Raw genomic sequence first — 18814 nt, forward strand, 5'->3', positions numbered from 1 at the left:
GTGACCGCGACCGGATGGCGGCCGGCGCTGGCACGTTCGGTCGTACTCCGCCACGACCGGGTGCGCGGGGCGGACCTGTTGGTCCTGCCGGAACGGGTGGTGGTCCTCAGTGGCCGGGCGGCGGATGTCCTCCGGCTCTGCGACGGCCGCCGGCATGTGGACGAGATCGTCGAGGAGTTGGCGGCACGCTTCCCGGGCGCCCCCGTGGCGGCCGAAGTCCCCCCGTTCCTCGACCGCGTACGCGAGGAGGGCTGGCTGCGATGACGAGTCCGCCGCTCACGGGCACGGCTCCGCCGGCGCCCTGGGCCCTGCTGGCCGAACTCACCCACGCCTGTCCGCTGCACTGCCCGTACTGCTCCAACCCCCTGGAACTCACGCGCCGTTCCCACGAACTCTCCGCCGAGGAGTGGGACGCGGTGTTCCGGCAAGCGGCGGACCTCGGTGTCGTGCACACCCATCTCTCCGGTGGCGAGCCCCTGCTCCGCCGCGATCTCCCGGCTGTCGTCGCCTCCGCCGAGTCGGCCGGGATCTACACCCAACTGGTCACCAGCGGCGTCGGGTTGAGCGCGGCGCGCATGTCCGCGCTGGTGTCCGCCGGGCTGCGCAGCGTCCAGCTGTCGGTGCAGCACGCCGATCCGACGGCATCCGACCGGATCGCCGGTCGCCGGTCGTTCGAGGCGAAGGAACGGGCCGCCGCCCTCGTGCGCGAGGCGGGCCTGCCGCTGGGCCTCAATGTCGTCCTGCACCGCGACAACCTCGACGCCGTCGACGACATCGTGGAGCTGGGTGTGGCCTGGGGTGCCGAGCGGATCGAGCTGGCCAACGCGCAGTTCCACGGGTGGGCCCTGCGCAACCGCGCCGCGCTGCTGCCCGGCCGTGACCAGCTCTCCCGCGCCCGGGAGGCGGTCGAGCACCACCGGGAGCGGCTGGCGGGCACCACCGAGCTGGTGTGGGTCGTGCCGGACTACTTCGACGGCGTGCCGAAACCCTGCATGGGCGGCTGGGGAGCGGTGTCGCTGACCGTCGCCCCGGACGGCGCCGTCCTGCCGTGCCCCGCGTCCCGGGACCTGCTGGGCCCTGACGTACCGAACGTACGCGACCGGTCCCTGGAATGGATCTGGAACAGTTCCCCGGCCTTCGACCGCTATCGCGGCACCGCGTGGATGAGCGGGCCCTGCGGTGGCTGTCCCCGCCGCGAGATCGACTTCGGCGGCTGCCGCTGCCAGGCCCACGCGCTCACCGGTGACGCCGCCCGCACCGACCCCGCCTGCGCGCTCTCCCCCGACCACGCGCTCGTACGCGCCTTGTCGGAGGGGCCACGCGCCCTGTCGGAGGGGCCGCGCGCCCTGTCGGAGGGGCCGCGCAGCTTCTCGGAGGCGCCGCGCACCCCGCCCCAGAAGCCGCCCATCGATCCTCCGTCCGCCGACGCCCCGCGCTACGTCTACCGCGGGCCCGATCGCCACCACACGCACGCCACGAGGGGTGTCACGCGATGACCAGAACGCACCGCAGCCACGTAACGCACCGCAGACCAGGCAGACCAGCAGGGGTCGCCGCCGGCACGCTCGCCCTGGTGCTCGCCGCCAGTGCCTGCGGTTCGGGCGCCGGTTCCCAGGACTCGGCCGACGACCCCATCGTGATCGGAGTCTCCTTACCGCTCACCGGGGACTTCTCCGAACCCGGCAAGGGCGTCGAACGGGGCTACAAGGCCTGGGCGAAGATCGTCAACGACAAGGGCGGACTGCTGGGCCGCGAGGTCGAGTTGAAGATCCTCGACGACCAGTCCAGCGCCGACCGTGTCGTCTCCGACTACGAGCAGCTGATCGGCAGGCACGAGGTCGATCTGCTCTTCGGGCCGTTCTCCACCCGGCTCGTCGTCCCGTCCGCGCGGGTGGCCGAGGAGTACGGGATGCTCTTCGTCGAACCGGCGGGCGCGGCACCGGAGGTCTTCGAACAGGGCTTCGAGAACCTCTTCTACGCCGCTCCGGCCGTCGCCGACGACCACTACAACCACCTGGCCGACCACATCCTGGCCCTGCCGGAGAACGAGCGCCCGAAGACGGTGGCGTACGCCGCCATGGACGACCCCTTCGCCCAGGGAACCGCCTACGGGCTGAAGGAGAAGCTGGAGAAGGGCGGCATCAGGACCGTCGCCGACGAGGTCTACCCTCCCAACACCACCGATTTCGGCAATATCGCGGCCAAGATCGCCGACTCGAAGGCGGACATGGTGGTGGGCGGCACGCAGTACCAGGACGGCGTCAATCTGATCGTCGCCCTGCAGCAGCTCGACTACCAGCCGAAGCTGGCCGCCTTCTCCACCGCGCCGACCGAACCGGAGTTCGCGAAGGCCATCGGCAACAAGACGGAGGGGATACTCGCGCCCACCGGCTACACCCAGAGGGCCGACTACCCGAGCAACAAGGAGTTCGTCGAGAAGTACACCGAGCAGTTCGGCGAGGCACCCGAGGAGGACCAGGCCAACGCCTATACGACTGGTCAGGTGGTGGCCGCCGCCGTCGAGGCCGCCGGGTGCGCTTCCCAGGACCCGGACTGCCAGAGCGAGTTGGTGAAGTGGCTGCGCGGCCATGAGGTGGAGACCGTCGTGGGGCCGCTGAAGTGGGACGACAAGGGGCGTCCGCAGAGCGCGCACATGATCCAGCAGTGGGTCGGCGGTGAGATACAGATCGTGCTTCCCGAGGCGCAGAAGGAAGCCGAGCTGATCTATCCGAAGCCGAAGTGGTGAGGCGGGGATGCCCTCCGCGAGCCTCGTCTTCCAGAGCGTCGTCCTCGGTGTGCTGCTGGGCGGGCTGTACGCCCTGCTGGCGGCGGGCCTCACCCTCTACTTCGGTGTGATGCGCGTCGTGATGATCGCCCACTCCGCCTTCCTGATCCTCGCCGCCTACCTCGCCTGGTTCGCGCACCGGGAGACCGGCGTCGACCCTCTGCTCACCCTGGTCGTCACCGTGCCCCTGTTCTTCGCCGCGGGCGTCGCCATGCAACGGCTGCTGCTGACCCGGCTCCGCCCGGCGACGCTCACCATGATGTCCGTGCTGCTCACGTTCGCGGTGGCCCTGGTCATCGAGGGGCTGCTCGGGTACGCGTTCAGCGGCACCCAGCGCCGTATCCGGCTCGGCTACAGCTCGGCGAGCATCGAGTTCCTCGGGGCACGCGTGGCGGTGGTGAAGCTGATCGCCTTCGGTCTGGCCGCACTCGCCCTGCTCGGCCTGTACCTCCTCATGAAGCACAGCCGGTTCGGCCAGGCCCTGCGCGCCACCATCCAGCACCCGGACGCCGCCCGGCTGCTCGGCATCGACACCGACCGGATCGCCGGCTACGGGTTCGGGCTCGGTCTCGCCACGGCGGCCGTCGGCGGCACGGCCCTCGCCCTCGACACCACCATCTACCCGTCGCTGCACTGGCACTGGATCGGCCCGCTGATGGCCATCATCGTCGTCGGCGGACTCGGCAGTGTGCCGGGCGCCGCCATCGCCGCCATGACACTGGGCATCCTCCAGAGCCTGCTGCAACTGGAGCTGTCCACCACCTGGGCGCAGACCGTGTTCTACGTCGCGCTCTTCGCCACGCTGGCCGTCAGGCCGCAGGGATTCTTCGGGGGGCGGCTTGCGCAGAGGTTCTGACCTCAGGGTCGTACGTCCAGGCGGGTTCGTGCATCCAGGCGGGTTCGTCCATCTCGGCGCCCTCCTCGTGGCGGCGTTCGTCGCCCTCTCCTTCCCGTCCATGGCCCCGAGCCCCTACGAGATCACCGTGGGCATCGCCATCCTCAACTACGCGGTGCTCTCCACCTCCTGGAACTTCGTCGGCGGCTTCACCGGCTATGTCTCCCTCGGACACGGGGCGTTCGCCGGACTCGGCGCCTACGGGACCGGACTGCTGGCCGCCAAGGGCGAACTCCCGCCCTTCGTCGCGCTGTTCGTCGCGGCGGCGATGGTGGCGGCACTCGCCGTTCCGGTCGGGTACGCCGCCCTGCGGGTGCGCGGCGCCTCCTTCGTCATCGTCTCCATCGCCCTCGTCCTCATCCTGCTGCTGGTCTTCCAGAGCTGGGCTTCCCTCACCGGCGGTTCCCGAGGCCTGGTCGTACCGCGCCCGTTCCCGGGCATGCCGCGCGCCGAGCACCACCGGACCTTCTACTTCCTCTTCCTGGCGCTGCTCGCGACGGCGCTGCTGGTCTGGTGGGTCATCGACCGCTCACGGTTCGGCATGGGGCTGAAGGCGATCCGCGAGGACGAGGACAAGGCCCAGTCCCTCGGCATCCCCACCTTCGCCTACAAGCTGGTGGTCTTCGTCGTCTCCGCCGCCTTCACCGCGCTGGCCGGCGGGCTGTACGCCCTGTGGTTCGGCGACCTCGACCCGGTCTTCCAGTTCTCCATCCTCAGCGGGGCGTACATGGTGCTGATGGCCCTGCTCGGCGGCGTACGCCAGTTGTACGGGCCGCTGCTGGGGGCGCTGATCGTCGGGTACGCCCTGGAGTACTCCAAGGTCGAGTACGGGGACACACCGTTGCACCTGGTCGTGGCGGGGCTGCTCCTCGGCGTCGTCGTGACGTTCATGCCGGACGGCGTCATCCCGGCCGCCGGCGCCCTGCTCCGCCGGTTCCGCCCGACCGGTGACGCCTCCATCCGGGAGGTGACCGCGGCCGAGCTGCGGGAGCGGCGCGAAGGGACCGACGGGCGTGAGGAGATCGACGGGCGCGGGGAGATCGACGGGCGTGACGGACGCGATGGAACGGAGGTGAGGAACGGTGAGCGAAGCGGCACCTGAATCAGCACCTGAGGCGGAGCCCGAGCCGAGCCTCTCGACCACCGGGCTCACCAAGGCCTTCGGTGGCGTCACCGCGCTCGACTCGGCCACCGTGACCTTCCACCACGGCAAGGTCAACGCCCTGATCGGGCCCAATGGTTCGGGCAAGACGACCTTCTTCAACTGTGTCACCGGGATGATCCGCCCGGACTCCGGTCGCGTCACCTACCGCGGCCTCGACCTCACGGGCAGACCCCCGCACCGGATCGCCCGCGCCGGCGTCGGGCGTTCCTTCCAGCTCTGCCGGGTCTTCCCCCGGATGACCGTGCTGGACAACCTCCTGGCCGCCGTCCGCCCGCGCGGTCTCACCGGACAGCTCGCGCGCTCGGGCACGCGTGCGGAGACCGAGCGGGCCCGGTACTGGCTGACCCGGATGGGCATCGAGCACCTGGAGCGGGCGGAGGCCCGCCAACTCTCCTGGGGCCAGCAGAAGTTGCTGGAGCTGGCGGGCGTCCTGACGAGCGATCCGGAGCTGATCCTGCTGGACGAACCCGCGGGCGGGGTCAACCCGGCGCTCATCGACCGCATCGGCGATCTGGTCCGCGAACTCAACGCCGAGGGGCGGACGTTCCTGATCGTCGAGCACAACATGGACATGGTCATGAGTCTCAGTGACCACGTCGTCGTGTTCGACCGCGGCCGGCCGATCGCACAGGGCCCGCCCGCACTGATCCAGTCCGACGAACGAGTCCTCGGGGCATACCTTGGCGTCTGACTCTCACACCCACTCCGAGACCGACACCGCGACCGGAACCGGCAGCCACTCGGCCACCAACACCGGCACCGACCCGGCGTACCTTCTCGAACTCGACGACATCCGCGCCGGATACGGCCGGGCGGCACTGGTCCTGCGCGGGCTGACGGTCCGCGTGCCGGCCGGGGCGATCGTCTGCCTCGTCGGCCCCAACGGCGCGGGCAAGTCCACCGTCCTGAAAGTGGCCAGCGGTCTCCTCTCGCCCCGCTCGGGCCGGATTCTCGTCGACGGCGAGGACGTCACCGGCCATGGACCGCAGCGGATGCTCGCCGCCGGAGTCGCCCATGTCCTCCAAGGTCACAGTGTGTTCCGGGAGATGACGGTCGCCGAGAACGTCCTGCTCGGCGGCTACACCCTGCGGGACAAGGCGCTCCTCGCCGAGCGGGCCGACTTCGTACGGGCGCTGTTCCCGGTCGTGGCCGAGCGGTGGACGAGCCTGGCCGGGCTGCTCTCCGGCGGACAGCAGAAGCAGGTGGAGTTCGCGCGCTCACTGATGGTCGAACCCCGGGTCGTGCTCCTCGACGAGCCGTCCATGGGTCTCGATCCCAGGGCGACCGGGGTGGTCTTCGAGCAGATCGTGCGGATGCGGGACGCGGGGATCGCCGTCCTGCTGGTCGAACAGAACGCGCGACGCGCCCTGGAGACCGCCGACACCGGCTGTGTCCTCGACCTCGGCCGGGTCCATGTCGCGGGCCCGGCACGTGAGTTGCTCGCCGACCCTCGGCTCGGCGAACTGTATCTGGGCGGCCGGCCCGCGCGCCGATGACTCCGAGGAGAATGCTGATGCGCAGCGGACAGAACACGCTCGCGGGAGTCGCCGCACTGCTGACCGCCCTCACCACCACGGCAGCAGCACCTCCCGCAGCCGGAGCCGGAGCCGGAGCCGTACACCCCTCCCTCCGCCCCCACCTGGCGGCGTACTACGACTTCGAGCACCCGGTCCACGGCAACCCAGCGAGGGAACGTGACCTGGGCTTCTCCCGCACCGACATCGACTTGGTCGGCGGCGGAGCGGCGATGCGCGCGAAGGACGGAGCGCACCGGGGCAGCCGGGCCTCGCTCCAGGTGCGGCAGATCGATCCGGAATCCAAGGGCGACGACGACTGGAAGGCGGGGGTGTACGGGCCTTCGGGCGTGCCGACGCTCCGGGCGTTCAACGCGGTCGAGGGGATGACTGTGATGGGCTGGTTCAAGATGACCGGCCCGAACCCGGGGCTCAACAGCAACACGGCGGCCCCGGACGACCGTTACGGTGCCGTGGGCCTGGCCGGGGTGCTGTCGGGGGACTCCGACGGACACGCGGTGCGGGGCCTGCTGGAGATCATCGAGGTGAACGGCGAACTGCGGCTCGTCGCCCTCGGCAGGCGCGTCGACGGGGCGGCTTCGCAGACGTTCGCCGCCTCGCGGGACTGGCGGGCCCTGCTGCCGGTCGGCGAGTGGGTCTTCCTCGCCGCCACCTTCGACTTCGACACGGGAGCGATGGCGCTGTACCGCGATGGGCGGCGGCTGGAGGGCTTCCACACCGTTCCCGGAGATCCCTGGGACCTCTCGGGGCCGGGCCCGCACCGCGCCTCGCCCACCGATCCCCGGGGCATCAAGATCGGCGGCAGTTTTCCGCAGAACACCGCCGAGCGCAATCCCTGCGACTGCCGCGTGGACAGTCTGATGTTCCTGGACAGCGCGGTCGGCGGCGACCGGATACGGGCCCAGTACCGGCTGGTGGCCCCCCGCTGACGACCCAGGTCGACAGCCCACCGACACCCCACGTCGACAAAGGAGTGCCCTTCACATGTCCGCATCCCCCGGCGCCGGACCCCGAGCCCGCTCACTGATCCCCTTGATCCCCTTGATCCCCCCGGTCGTCCTGGCGCTGTTGCTGTCGGCCCTGGTCGCCCTCCCCGGCACGGCGCTCGCGGCGGCTTCCGGCCCCCTCACCGACCCCATCCCCGAGCGGCCCGCCGCGTCCGGCATCGGGCTGACCGTCGAGGAGTACGCCTCCTTCCCGAAGACCGATCCGCCGCCCGGCCCGGTCACCGACCCCCGGCTGATGCGGCACGCCCGTATCAACCACCTCAGCGAACTCCCCGACCGCTCCGGCCGGAAGGCCGTACCCGACCTCAACGGCAAGCTCTACCTGGTCGAGGACGGCGCCAGCCCCCAGCTCTACCTGGACATCGCCGCCACCTTCTCCCCCGCGTTCTTCGCCAGCCGGGGTCTCGGCCAGGGCTTCGGGTTCGTCACCTTCGACCCCGGCTTCCGGCGCAACGGCCGCTTCTACACCGTGCACACCGAACTGGCCTCCGCCGCCACGGCCGTACCTGATTACCGGCAGCAGGCGGCCACCGTCTACCACGGCATCGTCACCGAGTGGACCGCCGGCAACCCCTCGGCCGACACCTTCGCCGGCACCCGCCGGGAGGTCCTGCGCATCGGCTTCGCCGGCCCGATCCACGGCATCCAGCAGATCGACTTCAACCCGACGGCCGGTCCCCACGACCGCGACCGAGGGCTGCTCTACCTCGCCGTCGGCGACGGCGGCCAGGGCGTCAGGAACACCGAGCCGCAGGACCTCTCCCTGCCGCACGGCAAGATCCTGCGCATCGACCCACGCGGCACGAACAGCGCCAACGGCGGGTACGGAATCCCGGCCGGCAACCCGTTCACCGACACCCCCGGCGCGCTCGGCGAGATCTACGCGTACGGTCTGCGCGACCCGCACCGCTTCAGCTGGGACCCGGCGGCCGGCCACCGCATGTACCTCGGCAACATCGGCCAGCACGCCGTCGAGTCGGTCTACGAGGTGCGCGCGGGCGACAACTTCGGCTGGAGCGAACGCGAGGGCCCCTTCGTCTTCGACAGGACGGCCGCCGACCCCTGCGACCAGATCCTCCCCCTGCCCGAGGACGACGAGAAGTACGGCTACACCTATCCCGTCGCCGCCTACGACCACGACCCGCCCGCCGACTGGGACTGCACCTCCGACGTGGGCCGGGCCGTCGTCGGCGGCTTCGTCTACCGAGGCCGTGACCTGCCCGCGCTGCGCGGCGCGTACGTCTTCGGGGACATCGTCGACGGACGTCTGCTGTTCGCCGACACCAAGGACATGCGGCGCGGCGGCGAGGAACTGGCGCAGCTGTACGACCTGATGCTGTACGACGCGGGCGGCAGGCGCGTCACCATGCGGGACCTGGCCCAGAACGCCCGGGTGGACCTGCACTTCGGACAGGACGCCGAGGGCGAGCTGTATCTGCTGTCGAAGGCCAACGGCAGGATCTGGAAGGTCACCGGCACCCGGACGTTCGCCTCCTGCGACACCGACGGCTCCCGGCTCACCCATGTGATGGACGGCCGGAACTGGGCTCCCGTCACCCCGTCCAAGTGGCGGTTCCCGGGCCGCGAGGCCGTCCTCGCCGAGGCCGGGGTCCAGCGCCCCGGCCCGCGCCGCCCCTTCGAGTACGCGGTGCTGACGGCGGGCCAGGAGTACGGCGACGTACGGATCGACGCCGAGGTCCGCATCGACACCCCCGTCGAGATCACCAACCGGGACGTGATCATCGTCTTCGGCCATCAGTCGGACACGAGGTTCTCCTACGTCCACCTGTCGCAGGACAACACGGTCTACCCCCACAACGGCGTCTTCGTCGTGGACGACGCCGACCGGCTGCGCGTCGACGACCAGTGGAACGGGACGACGGGCGCTGCGCCGGCCATCACCGACACCGCCTGGCACAAGGTGCGGGTGGTGCGCTGCGCGAGCACGGGCGAGATCGCGGTCTACGTCGACGGCTCGAAACGGCCACTGATGACCGCCGTCGACACCACCCTCGCCTCCGGCAGGATCGGCTTCGGTTCGTTCGACAACACCGGCCGACTGCGTGCCCTGGAGGTCGCCTCCCCCTCCCCTGGGTCCTGAAGCCTCACCGACCACACCGTCCTCCCCGGCGGAGCCGCCTTCCGCACGTACGACCGCCGCCCCCGCTGACCTCGGCGGACCAGGAACCGGCCGGAGCCGGGCGCCACCGGGGCGGCCGGTCGGTCGGCGGCGCGCGGTCCCTGGTGTGGTGAAGTGGGGATCATGACGACGAGTGACGCGATCGTGGTTCCGGAGCTGTACATCGGCTACCCCGGGGTGGCCTTCGGCGGCTACGTCGCCGGAGTGTTGGCGCGGAGGTCCGGGGCGCCGGCGGTACGGGTGGACTTCCGTGGGCCGGTGCCGGTCGGGGTGCCCGTACGGATCGCGGAAACGGCGGGCGGCGGCGTGGAGTTGGGCGAGGCCGGGCGGCCGCTCGCCGCCGCGCGACCCGGCGAGTTGCCGCTCGACGTGCCGCCCGCGCCTTCCTGGGACGAGGCGGCCGACGCGGCCGAGAGGTTCCGGGCGGCGCCCCCGCCGGGGGTGGTCGACTGCTTCGGCTGCGGCCTGCGCACCGAGGGCCGCGGACTGCGGCTGCACTGCGCGCCGGTACCGGATCTCGACCTCGTGGCCTCCGCCTGGGTCCCGCCGGGGGCGTTCGCCGACCCGGACGGGCTGCTCCCGCCCCATCTGGTGTGGGGCGCCCTGGACTGCCCGGGACACTGGGCGGGCCGCTTCCTGGGCACCCTGCGACCGGGCGCGGTCACCGCGTCCCTGACGGGCACGCTTCTGCGGCCGGTCACCGTGGGCGAGCCGTACATCGTGTACGCGTGGCTGCTGTCGGAGTCCGGCCGCAAGCACACGATGGGCGTGGCGCTCGCCACGGCCGAGGGTGAACTGTGCGCCGCCTCCGAGTCGTTGTGGATCGATCCACGGCCCGCCGGCTGAAGGCACTCCCCCGGAAGAGCCGCCGCCCCCACGTCAGTTGACGCGGCGGTCGCGTCCGTCCCAGTAGGGCGCCCGCAGCTTGAACTTCTGGATCTTTCCCGTCGCCGTCCTCGGGATCGTGTCGCGGAACTCGACACTCGTCGGAGCCTTGTATCCCGCCAGGTGCTCCTTGCAGTGCGCGATGATCTCCGTCTCGCTCACCTCGGCGCCCTCCGCCCTCACCACCAGGGCTTTGACGGTCTCCCCCCACCGCGCGTCGTCCGGTACTCCGATGACCGCCACCTCCGCCACCGCCGGATGGCTGAAGATGATGTCCTCCACCTCGATCGACGACACGTTCTCGCCACCGGTGATGATCACGTCCTTCTTGCGGTCCGAGATCGTCAGATGCCCGTCCTCGTCATCGATGGCCCCGCCGTCGCCGGTGTGGAACCAGCCGTCCGCGAGTGCGTCCGCCGTCTCCTCCGGCTTGTTCCAGTAGCCGTCGAGGACGACGTTCGACCGTGCCAGCACCTCGCCGGAGTCGGCGAGTCCGAGTTTCACGCCGAGCGCGGGGAGCCCCGCTCGTGACAGTTTCCGGGCCCGCTCCGCCGCCGGAAGGGCCGCGTCCTCGGGCCGGGCGCGGTTGAACGTCAGCAGCGGGGAGGTCTCGGTCAGACCGTAGATCTGGGTGAACTCCCAGCCCAGTTCCTCCTCGACCCGCTGGATCAGACGGCTCGGCGGCGGGGCTCCGGCGCACACGATCCTGACCCGGTCACGCCCCGGGATCTCGCCCTTCCAGTCCGCCGCCGCGTTCACGACCGTGTTCCACACCGCCGGCGCACCGCACATCAGGGTGACCCCGTGCTCCTCGACGCGGCGCAGGATCTCCGCCCCTTCGACCTTGCGCAGGACGACCTGCTTGGCGCCGAGCCCGGCCATCACGAACGGCATCCCCCAGCCGTTGCAGTGGAACATCGGGAGCGTGTGGAGGTACACGTCCCCCTCCCACGCCCGGGTGTGCAGGCCGAAGGTGAGCCCGTTGACCCAGATGTTGCGGTGGGTGAGCTGAACTCCCTTGGGGCGCGCGGTCGTTCCCGAGGTGTAGTTGATCGTCGCGGTGGCGTCCTCGTCCGGGTCCGTCCACGGGCGGGGCTCGACACCGAAACGCATCAGCTCCGTCTCCGTCTCCTCCCCCAGGACGAACCGGTGGGCCACCTCGGTATCGGCGACCGTGTCCCGCAGCTCCGGGTCGACGAGCAGCACCGAGGAACCGCTCTGCCGCACCACGTAGTCGATCTCCTCCCGCTTCAACCGGAAGTTGACGGGCACACAGATCCGGCCACTCATCGGCACGGCGAACAGCAGCTCCAGCAAGCGCGCCGAGTTGTGGCCGACCACGGCGACGCGCTCCCCCTCCCCCACGCCCAGCCGGTCCAGGCCCGCCTGCCAGGCCCGGACGCGTTGCGCCAACTGCCCGTAGGTGGCTGTCGCCACCGGGGTCGCGGGCTGTCGGGGCTCGTCGATCACTCCCGGACTGCCCGCGAACCCCAGCTCCGCGCGGTCCAGAAAGTCGGCGATCGTCATCGGAACTCGCATCGTTCTTCCCTGCTTTCCATCGGTGAAGGGGTCAAGGAGCCACGGAAAACGGCCGATCGGCTGCGTCCCGGCTCGGCGGGGCCGGGACGGAGTCACCACGGTGACGCGATGGTCGTGCGGCGGCTCAGCGGGTCAACGAGCAAGGACATCAGGGAGATGCTGCGCCTCCCGGAGAGGAATCACGCGGTTCGTCGTGTGAATGTCTGGACCTCTCCGGCCCGCTGGTCCACGGTGGTCCCTCCCGACCGACCGATTCGCCCGGAAGGATCAGCTGTGAGACGAAGACGACTTGTGGCAGGGACGCTCGGCGCGCTCTCGGGGCTCGCGCTCGGCCCGGCTCAGTCACGGGCCGACGCGCCGACACCCCGCACGCAGGAGACGGCCCGTACGCAGGGTTGGCAGGCCGTGGCCGCCCCCGGCAGCATCCCCGCCGCGCAACTGCGCCGTATCTCCGCCGCCGGCCCCCGACTGGCCTGGGCCGTGGGCGAGGAGAACCTCGCCGGGCCGTCCGGGGCCCGGGGGCTGGCCATGCTCTGGAACGGCAGCGCCTGGACGAAGACCGATCTGTCGCACCTCACTCACACACGGCTGACCGACGTCGCCGGAGACTGCTCCGGCACGGCGTGGAGCGTGGGCCGGCCCACCGGCGACGGCAGCCCCCTGCTGCGCTGGAACGGCACCACCTGGCAGGAAGCCACGTTCCCCGGCATGGGCGAACCGGACGTCCAGCTCTACTCGGTGGCGGTCGGCCCCGGCCGACAGGTGTGGATCTGCGGCAGCCGGGGCGGCGCCGCAGGTCTGCTGCACGGTGACGGGCGTCGATGGCGGTGGCTGGACCCGCTGCCCGTGGCGAGCGCGTATCTGTACCGGGTGGTGGTGCGCCCGACCGGTGAGGTCTGGGTGGGCGGAGACCAGTCGAACGGCGGGGGCTGGTCCGGGCTCGTGGCCCGCTGGGACGGCGCGTGGACGGTCCTCCCGCCGATCACGGGGCTGCGGCTGGGCATCGCCGATCTCCACCCGGCCGGCCCGGACGACGTATGGGCGGTGGGCACCGAGGCCGGCGCCGGGGGACCGCCGGGCCGTCCCGGAAACCCCGCCCTCGGCCACTGGGACGGCACCACGTGGACCCGGCTGGAGGCGGGCTTCGTCGTCGGGTCGCTGACCGGAATCGCGGCCGACGCGCAGGGCCGCGCCGCGTGGATATCCGGCTGGAACTACCAGGACCAGACCCGCAGTACGTATCTGCGCCGGGACGGCGACACCTGGACCATGGTCCGGGGCCCGGCCGGTACGGCCCCGGCGCCGTACCTCAACGACGTCACACCCATCCCCGGCACCACGGGCTTCTGGTCGGCCGGCATGACGAGCCCCACCCCGTATCCCCCGACCGAGGCCTACACCGAACGCCTCCACCTCTGACCCCGGCGCCGGGGCCCCGCCGTACACCGCCGCGTTCGCCGTCCCGGCCACCGGTATCGCCCTGCTGGTGGCCGGCGACGATCCGCTCCGGCACGAGGCGGGCCCCCGTTCGGCTCAGTGGGAGTCGGAGGAGGCCGTTCCAGCAGTTCGGCGAGACCCTCCTCCCGATCCCGCGCCAGCTCGGTGTCCCCGATCCCCAGCCGAAGATCTATCCGGTGTTCGGCCTGGTCACCCGCTAGGGAACCGGCGGAGGCGGGGGGCTTCTCAGCCGGCTTCCGGCCTCCTACGACGGGCGCTGCCGGACAGCGTCGGGGCCGGGGCCGGGCTTGCGCCCCCACGCCGAGATCATCGGGGAGGTCGCCAGATCCAGGCCGCCCGCGGCGATGTCGGCGAGATGGGTGTCGATCTCCGCCCGCGTCGCGTACCCCCTTTCCACCAGCCGGTCGCGGACCTGCCGCACGGTGGCCGCCTCCAGTGCATCGCAGGCCGGACCCGTGACCGGGAAGTAGGCGTCCGCTCGCACATCGACCAGGCCCGCCTCCCGCAGCAGCCTCGGCAGCCGGCGCCCGTACGACAGGTCGGCGCCCCGCTCGGCGAGGAGCGCGCGGAAGGCATGGCGGAGTTTGTTGGCCAGACGTTGTGGCGGGCCGAACTCATCGGGGCAGATCAGGGGCTGGAGCGCCGGGTCGGCGTCCTCCAGCAGCAGCCATCCACCGGGGCGCAGGGAACCCGCCATCGCACGCAGCGCCCGCTCACGGTCGGCGATGTGGACGAGGACCAGGCGGGCGTGGACGAGGTCGTAGGGCCCCGGCGGCGGCTCGTCGCGCCCGACGTCATGGTGGCGTATCTCGACCTGCGGCGCCCCGTCCCAGGTCGCGAGCCACGACGTGTCGATGTCCGTCGCCAGAACATGGCCCGTGGGGCCCACCCGCTCGGCCAGGCCCCGTACCACCGAGGGCCCACCGGCGCCGACCTCCCAGCAGCGCCAGCCCTCCGAGACCCCGAGGTCATCGAAGTGACGGAAGGTGGAGGCGTCGAAGAGGGAGGCCAGGGCATCGAAGCGCTCCCCCGCCTCGACCTGCTGGTTGTCCAAGAGATAACCGTCATCGGCACGCTGGGTCATACCCCGATCATCCCTCGCGGAGCCACACCGATGAGCGGTGCGGCGAGGCTCTGGATATCGCCCCCCGCCACACGCCCGGCGACAAGCCCAGCGGTCCTCGGGCTGATCGGACCGGATGCCACACTGTTCCGTCGAGACCTGTATGTCGTCGCTCCGGCCGGCCGAGAGCCGGTGTCGGGGTGCTTGCGGGAGGAGAGGGCCGTGAGGGTCGTCATCACGGGCGCGTCCGGATTCCTGGGACGCCTGCTGGCCTCGGCTCTGCTCCGGACCCGGACGTTCGACGGCGCACCGATCCGGCGGCTGGTCCTCGCCGACCGAGTCGCCCCGCCCGATCCGGTGGCCGGTGATCCGCTGGTGGAGGTCGTTCACGGCGAGTTGACCGACCGGCTCGACGAGATGTTCGCCGAGCCGGTCGATGTGGTGTTCCACCTCGCCGCCGCCGTCTCCGCGGAGTGCGAGGTCGACTTCGACCTCGGTATGAGCGCCAACGTGGACACCACCCGCGCCCTGCTGGAAGCCGCCCGCGCCCAGTCGGCCGCCGGTGGCGCGGTGCCGCGACTGGTGTTCGCCAGCAGCCTCGCCGTCTACGGTTCCGACGCCGCGCTTCCCCTCCCACCCGTGATCAGCGAAGCGACCCTCGCCATGCCGCAGTCCAGCTACGGCGCGCAGAAGCTCGTCTGCGAGCAGTTGATCGCCGATCAGACCCGCCGTGGTTTCATCGACGGACGCGTCGCCCGGCTGATGACCGTCACCGTACGGCCCGGCAGGCCCAACAAGGCGGCCTCCGGTTTTCTGTCCTCGATCGTCCGCGAGCCCCTCGCCGGGCTCCCGGCCGTCTGCCCGGTACGCCCCGGCCTGCGGGTGGCCCTGGCCTCACCACGGCGCACCGTCCACGGTCTCCTCCGCATCGCACAGGTCGAACGGGGGCCCGGTCCCGGCCGACTCGACGGCCGACTGCCCGTCAACCTCCCCGCCCTGACCGTCTCCGTCGCCGAGATCCTCAGCACGCTCCGGCAGGTGGCCGGCGATGCCGTCGCCGATCTCGTCACCGTCGAGCCCGACCCCGCCGTCGAGGCCATCGTCGGCTCATGGCCGGCCGTCTTCGACAACCGACGCGCCACCGCACTGGGCCTGCACCCCGACCCGGACTTCCGGTCGATCATCCACGCCCACCTCACCGACGGCGCCGCGCATCCGGCTCACGCGCCCGATGGATCGGACCGGTAGGACACCCCATCTCGGCCCCACAATGCCCGACATTTCATAAGAAGAGATACTTCTCTTGTCGCGGCGCCCGTGTGAGCGGCGCCCCCATCGACCATCGACGACAGCAAACCCACACCGACACCGACACCGACAAGGAACAGGCAGGTCGGACCATGTCGAAGCAATCACGTTCGTCCGGGCCGGAGCGCGGAAAGGGGCCCGGTCGCCATGAGGGCACCGGGCAGCACGGCTGGGCGCCCGATGTGGATGAGACGCGTCAGCAGGAGAACCCGAGCGCCCACCGTTCGTTCCATGCCGAGCGGGCGGGCGAGAAGGGCCGGGGCCGCTCGAAGTCCGCCGAGGAGAAGAAGTCCGTACCGGGTGACACCGTGGAGAGTCACGGTACGAGCGGCGAGGAGTACGGCGACGCGGGCGAGAAGGGCATGCGCGACACCGGACGCAGGGGGCGCTCCCAGCGCCCCAGCGGCACCAAGGACGCCCAAGCCACGACCGGCGTGGACCCACAGGACCCGCCCTCCCGCCGCCGCCCGGGTTAGGGCCCCCCGGCCGGGTCAGTGCCTGGCTCCGCTCAGCAGATCCGCGGCAGTTGCTCCCCGATCGGCTGGTCGACCACCCGTGTTCCGCCCAGCCCGGTCCGGGCCACGACCATGCCGGGATGCTCCTCGACGGCCTCCCCGATGATCACGGAGTCCGCGCCGAGGGGATGGGCCCGCATGGCCTCCAGGACGGCGTCGGCGTGCTCGCGCGGGACGAAGGCCACCAGTTTGCCTTCGTTGGCGATGTACAGGGGGTCGAGGCCGAGGATGGCGCAGGCATTGGCCACGGCGGGCGGGACGGGAACGTCTCGTTCCCGGATGGCCACCCCCGCGCCGGAGGCTGCGGCGATCTCGTTGAGCGCCGCCGCCAGACCGCCCCGGGTGGGATCGCGCAGCACGTGCAGATCCGGGGTGACGGCGAGCATCGCCTCGACCAGGCCGCCGAGCGCCGCGCAGTCGCTGGCGATCTCCACCCCGAATTCCAGTCCCTCACGCACGCTCATGATCGCCACCCCGTGGACGCCGATGGCCCCGCTGACGATCACGACATCGCCGGGCACCACCCGCTGGGCCCGCAGATCGACGCCCGCCGGGACGACACCGATGCCCGCCGTGTTGATGAAGATCCCGTCGCCGTGCCCGGCCTCCACCACCTTGGTGTCACCGGTGGCCACCTCCACCCCGGCGGTACGCGCGGCCGCGCCCAGCGCCCGGGACACCCGGCCGACCACGTCCAGCTCGACGCCCTCCTCCAGGATGAACCCGCAGGAGAGATAGGCGGCCCGTGCCCCGCTCATCGCCAGGTCGTTGACCGTGCCGTTGACCGCCAGGTCGCCGATGCTGCCACCGGGGAAGAACAGCGGCCGTACGACGTAGGAGTCCGTGGAGAACGCCAGCCGGGCGCCGCCGAGCGGGACGACGGCGGCATCGCCCATCTGGGCCAGTGTCTCGCCGCCGAAGGCCGGGGCGAAGATCTGCTGGACCAGTTCGGCGGAGAGGACTCCTCCTCCGCCGTGGCCCATCACGACACGCGGCCGGTCACGCAGGGGCGCCGGACACGTCCACGCCTCGATGTCGAGGGCGGCGGGGAGGTCGGTGGTGTCAGACAACGGGGCTCGCCTCCCGAACCTTCGTGGTAGTGGGCACGTCGGGCATGTCCAGCCGCCGGTAGAGGTAGTACGCCGCGCAGGCCCCCTCACTGGAGACCATGGTCGCCCCCAGGGGTGTACGCGGTGTGCACAGCGTGCCGAAGGCCTCGCACTCGTGCGGCTTGAGCAGCCCCTGCAGCACCTCGCCGCTACGGCACTCGGCGGGCTCGACCGTCCGGATTCCGTCGACCGAGAAGCGGTACTCGGCGTCGTACTCGCGGTACTTGGGCGACAGTCGCCAGCCGCTGTCGGGGATCACCCCGATGCCGCGCCAGGCGCGGTCGGTGACCTCGAAGACGTCCTCCAGCATGGCCCGGGCGGCCGGGTTGCCCTCCGGGCGAACGGCACGGGCGTAGGCGTTGTCGACGGTGTGCTCGCCCCGTTCCAGCTGCCGTACGGTCCGGCGTACGCCTTCGAGGATGTCCAGCGGCTCGAAGCCCGTCACGACGATCGGCACCCGGAAGCGTTCCGCCAGCTCCGGGTACTCGTCCACGCCCATCACGCTGCACACGTGCCCGGCCGCGAGGAAGCCCTGCACTCGGCAGCTCGGCGAGGACATGATGGCCTCGATGGCCGGGGGTACCCGGACGTGGGAGACCAGCATGCTGAAGTTCGGGATGCCCAGCTCGCGGGCCTGATGGACCGTCATGGCGTTGGGGGGTGCCGTCGTCTCGAAGCCGATGCCGAAGAACACCACCTCGCGGTCCGGGTTCTGCCGGGCGGTCCTCAGCGCGTCGAGCGGCGAGTACACCACACGCACATCGCCGCCCTCGCCGCGCACCTGGAACAGGTCCCGTCCGGTGCCCGGCACGCGCAGCATGTCGCCGAAGGAGCAGAAGATCACCTCCGGTCGGGAGGCGATCTCCAGCGCCTTGTCGATGACCTCCAAGGGGGTCACACAGACGGGGCAGCCGGGACCGTGGATCAACTCGACCTGGTCCGGCAGGAGTTGGTCGAGTCCATGCCGGATGATGCTGTGCGTCTGTCCTCCGCAGACCTCCATCAGGGCCCACGGCCGGGTCACCGTGGCGTGGATGTCGTCGAGGAGCCGGCGTGCCAGCTCCGGGTCCTGGAACTCGTCGATGTACTTCACCGGTCGCGCACCCCTTCCACCGGCTCCCGGCCGGCCTCCGCCGCCGCCATCTCCCAGGCGTCGCCGAACTCCTCCTGCAACATGCCGAGTTCGGCGAAGAGTTCGAGCGTCTGCCGTGCCGACTCCTCGTCCAGCCGTTGCAGGGCGAATCCGACGTGGACGATGGCGTACTCACCGACCGTGAGGTCGGGCAGATACTCCAGGCACACCTCCTTGACCACACCGCCGAAGTCGACGGTGGCCATCCGGGTGCCGTCCCGTTCCTCGATGTCCAGCACTCTGCCGGGTACCGCCAGGCACATGAGCCTCTCCTCGCT

18 protein-coding genes are annotated in these 18814 nt (G+C 71.2%); 13 read left to right on the plus strand and 5 right to left on the minus strand.

Annotation, left to right across the window (positions count from 1 at the left end; all coding sequences use genetic code 11):
- The 10 genes from pqqD to ACWD4G_RS33780 all read left to right on the plus strand — a co-directional run bounded on the left by pqqD (position 1) and on the right by ACWD4G_RS33780 (position 10373).
- A complete protein-coding gene (gene pqqD / locus ACWD4G_RS33735; RefSeq protein WP_451300271.1) occupies positions 1-264 on the plus strand; it encodes a pyrroloquinoline quinone biosynthesis peptide chaperone PqqD in 264 nt (87 codons plus the stop codon).
- Positions 261-1496, plus strand: coding sequence for a pyrroloquinoline quinone biosynthesis protein PqqE (pqqE, locus tag ACWD4G_RS33740; RefSeq protein ID WP_451300273.1), 1236 nt, complete (start codon positions 261-263; stop codon positions 1494-1496). The genes pqqD and pqqE overlap by 4 nt, the downstream gene beginning before the upstream one ends.
- Entirely contained in the window at positions 1493-2746 is a 1254-nt protein-coding gene (locus ACWD4G_RS33745; protein ID WP_451300275.1) for an amino acid ABC transporter substrate-binding protein, read from the plus strand. Before pqqE ends, ACWD4G_RS33745 begins: the two co-directional genes overlap by 4 nt.
- A gap of 7 nt (positions 2747-2753) precedes the next feature.
- Positions 2754-3641, plus strand: coding sequence for a branched-chain amino acid ABC transporter permease (locus ACWD4G_RS33750; RefSeq protein WP_451300277.1), 888 nt, complete (start codon positions 2754-2756; stop codon positions 3639-3641).
- Positions 3642-3669: 28 nt separating this feature from the next.
- Complete coding sequence (locus ACWD4G_RS33755; RefSeq protein WP_451300279.1) at positions 3670-4782, plus strand: branched-chain amino acid ABC transporter permease; 1113 nt, start codon at positions 3670-3672, stop codon at positions 4780-4782.
- Complete coding sequence (locus ACWD4G_RS33760) at positions 4763-5536, plus strand: ABC transporter ATP-binding protein (RefSeq protein ID WP_451300281.1); 774 nt, start codon at positions 4763-4765, stop codon at positions 5534-5536. Before ACWD4G_RS33755 ends, ACWD4G_RS33760 begins: the two co-directional genes overlap by 20 nt.
- The gene (locus ACWD4G_RS33765; protein WP_451300282.1) at positions 5526-6341 is read left to right on the plus strand and encodes an ABC transporter ATP-binding protein; all 816 of its coding nucleotides are present in this window, start codon (positions 5526-5528) and stop codon (positions 6339-6341) included. The genes ACWD4G_RS33760 and ACWD4G_RS33765 overlap by 11 nt, the downstream gene beginning before the upstream one ends.
- Before the next feature lie 17 nt (positions 6342-6358).
- The gene (locus ACWD4G_RS33770; RefSeq protein WP_451300284.1) at positions 6359-7309 is read left to right on the plus strand and encodes a LamG-like jellyroll fold domain-containing protein; all 951 of its coding nucleotides are present in this window, start codon (positions 6359-6361) and stop codon (positions 7307-7309) included.
- Positions 7310-7364: 55 nt separating this feature from the next.
- Positions 7365-9488 carry a PQQ-dependent sugar dehydrogenase gene (locus ACWD4G_RS33775; RefSeq protein WP_451300286.1) on the plus strand — a complete coding sequence of 708 codons (2124 nt, stop codon included), beginning with the start codon at positions 7365-7367 and terminating at the stop codon, positions 9486-9488.
- 162 nt (positions 9489-9650) lie between these two features.
- Positions 9651-10373: a hypothetical protein gene (locus tag ACWD4G_RS33780; protein WP_451300288.1), complete on the plus strand. Its 723-nt coding sequence runs from the start codon at positions 9651-9653 to the stop codon at positions 10371-10373.
- 33 nt (positions 10374-10406) lie between these two features.
- Here ACWD4G_RS33780 and ACWD4G_RS33785 read toward each other — a convergent pair whose 3' ends face one another.
- Positions 10407-11951, minus strand: coding sequence for an AMP-binding protein (locus ACWD4G_RS33785; RefSeq protein WP_451300290.1), 1545 nt, complete (start codon positions 11949-11951; stop codon positions 10407-10409).
- A 273-nt stretch (positions 11952-12224) separates the two neighbouring features.
- On the opposite strand from ACWD4G_RS33785, the gene ACWD4G_RS33790 reads away from it, so the two are divergent.
- The gene (locus ACWD4G_RS33790; RefSeq protein WP_451300292.1) at positions 12225-13370 is read left to right on the plus strand and encodes a hypothetical protein; all 1146 of its coding nucleotides are present in this window, start codon (positions 12225-12227) and stop codon (positions 13368-13370) included.
- 283 nt (positions 13371-13653) lie between these two features.
- Here the strand turns inward: ACWD4G_RS33790 and ACWD4G_RS33795 are convergent, their stop codons facing one another.
- The gene (locus ACWD4G_RS33795; RefSeq protein ID WP_451300294.1) at positions 13654-14493 is read right to left on the minus strand and encodes a methyltransferase; all 840 of its coding nucleotides are present in this window, start codon (positions 14491-14493) and stop codon (positions 13654-13656) included.
- A gap of 201 nt (positions 14494-14694) precedes the next feature.
- Here ACWD4G_RS33795 and denD point away from each other — a divergent pair, with 201 nt between their 5' ends.
- A complete protein-coding gene (denD, locus tag ACWD4G_RS33800) occupies positions 14695-15720 on the plus strand; it encodes a D-erythronate dehydrogenase (RefSeq protein WP_451300296.1) in 1026 nt (341 codons plus the stop codon).
- A 152-nt stretch (positions 15721-15872) separates the two neighbouring features.
- Positions 15873-16256, plus strand: coding sequence for a hypothetical protein (locus tag ACWD4G_RS33805; protein ID WP_451300298.1), 384 nt, complete (start codon positions 15873-15875; stop codon positions 16254-16256).
- Between the two features lie 32 nt (positions 16257-16288).
- Here the strand turns inward: ACWD4G_RS33805 and hypE are convergent, their stop codons facing one another.
- From hypE to ACWD4G_RS33820, 3 genes are read right to left on the minus strand one after another with little or no spacing between them, the layout of a single operon-like run.
- Positions 16289-17365 (minus strand): hydrogenase expression/formation protein HypE, encoded by a 1077-nt coding sequence (gene hypE, locus ACWD4G_RS33810; protein ID WP_451300300.1) that lies wholly within the window; start codon positions 17363-17365, stop codon positions 16289-16291.
- A complete protein-coding gene (hypD, locus tag ACWD4G_RS33815; protein WP_451300302.1) occupies positions 17358-18497 on the minus strand; it encodes a hydrogenase formation protein HypD in 1140 nt (379 codons plus the stop codon). Before hypD ends, hypE begins: the two co-directional genes overlap by 8 nt.
- Complete coding sequence (locus ACWD4G_RS33820; protein ID WP_451300304.1) at positions 18494-18799, minus strand: HypC/HybG/HupF family hydrogenase formation chaperone; 306 nt, start codon at positions 18797-18799, stop codon at positions 18494-18496. Before ACWD4G_RS33820 ends, hypD begins: the two co-directional genes overlap by 4 nt.
- Positions 18800-18814: the final 15 nt, after the last annotated feature.

It is taken from the genome of Streptomyces sp. NPDC002643 (genome assembly GCF_053592555.1).

Bases quoted from the DNA above. Each gene is read 5' to 3' on its own strand.
- ACWD4G_RS33795 (WP_451300294.1), bottom strand. From the start codon at position 14,493: ATGACCCAGCGTGCCGATGACGGTTATCTCTTGGACAACCAGCAGGTC.
- ACWD4G_RS33775 (WP_451300286.1), top strand. From the start codon at position 7,365: ATGTCCGCATCCCCCGGCGCCGGACCCCGAGCCCGCTCACTGATCCCC.
- ACWD4G_RS33745 (WP_451300275.1), top strand. From the start codon at position 1,493: ATGACCAGAACGCACCGCAGCCACGTAACGCACCGCAGACCAGGCAGA.
- ACWD4G_RS33805 (WP_451300298.1), top strand. From the start codon at position 15,873: ATGTCGAAGCAATCACGTTCGTCCGGGCCGGAGCGCGGAAAGGGGCCC.
- ACWD4G_RS33770 (WP_451300284.1), top strand. From the start codon at position 6,359: ATGCGCAGCGGACAGAACACGCTCGCGGGAGTCGCCGCACTGCTGACC.
- ACWD4G_RS33750 (WP_451300277.1), top strand. From the start codon at position 2,754: ATGCCCTCCGCGAGCCTCGTCTTCCAGAGCGTCGTCCTCGGTGTGCTG.
- ACWD4G_RS33820 (WP_451300304.1), bottom strand. From the start codon at position 18,799: ATGTGCCTGGCGGTACCCGGCAGAGTGCTGGACATCGAGGAACGGGAC.
- ACWD4G_RS33785 (WP_451300290.1), bottom strand. From the start codon at position 11,951: ATGCGAGTTCCGATGACGATCGCCGACTTTCTGGACCGCGCGGAGCTG.
- pqqE (WP_451300273.1), top strand. From the start codon at position 261: ATGACGAGTCCGCCGCTCACGGGCACGGCTCCGCCGGCGCCCTGGGCC.
- ACWD4G_RS33780 (WP_451300288.1), top strand. From the start codon at position 9,651: ATGACGACGAGTGACGCGATCGTGGTTCCGGAGCTGTACATCGGCTAC.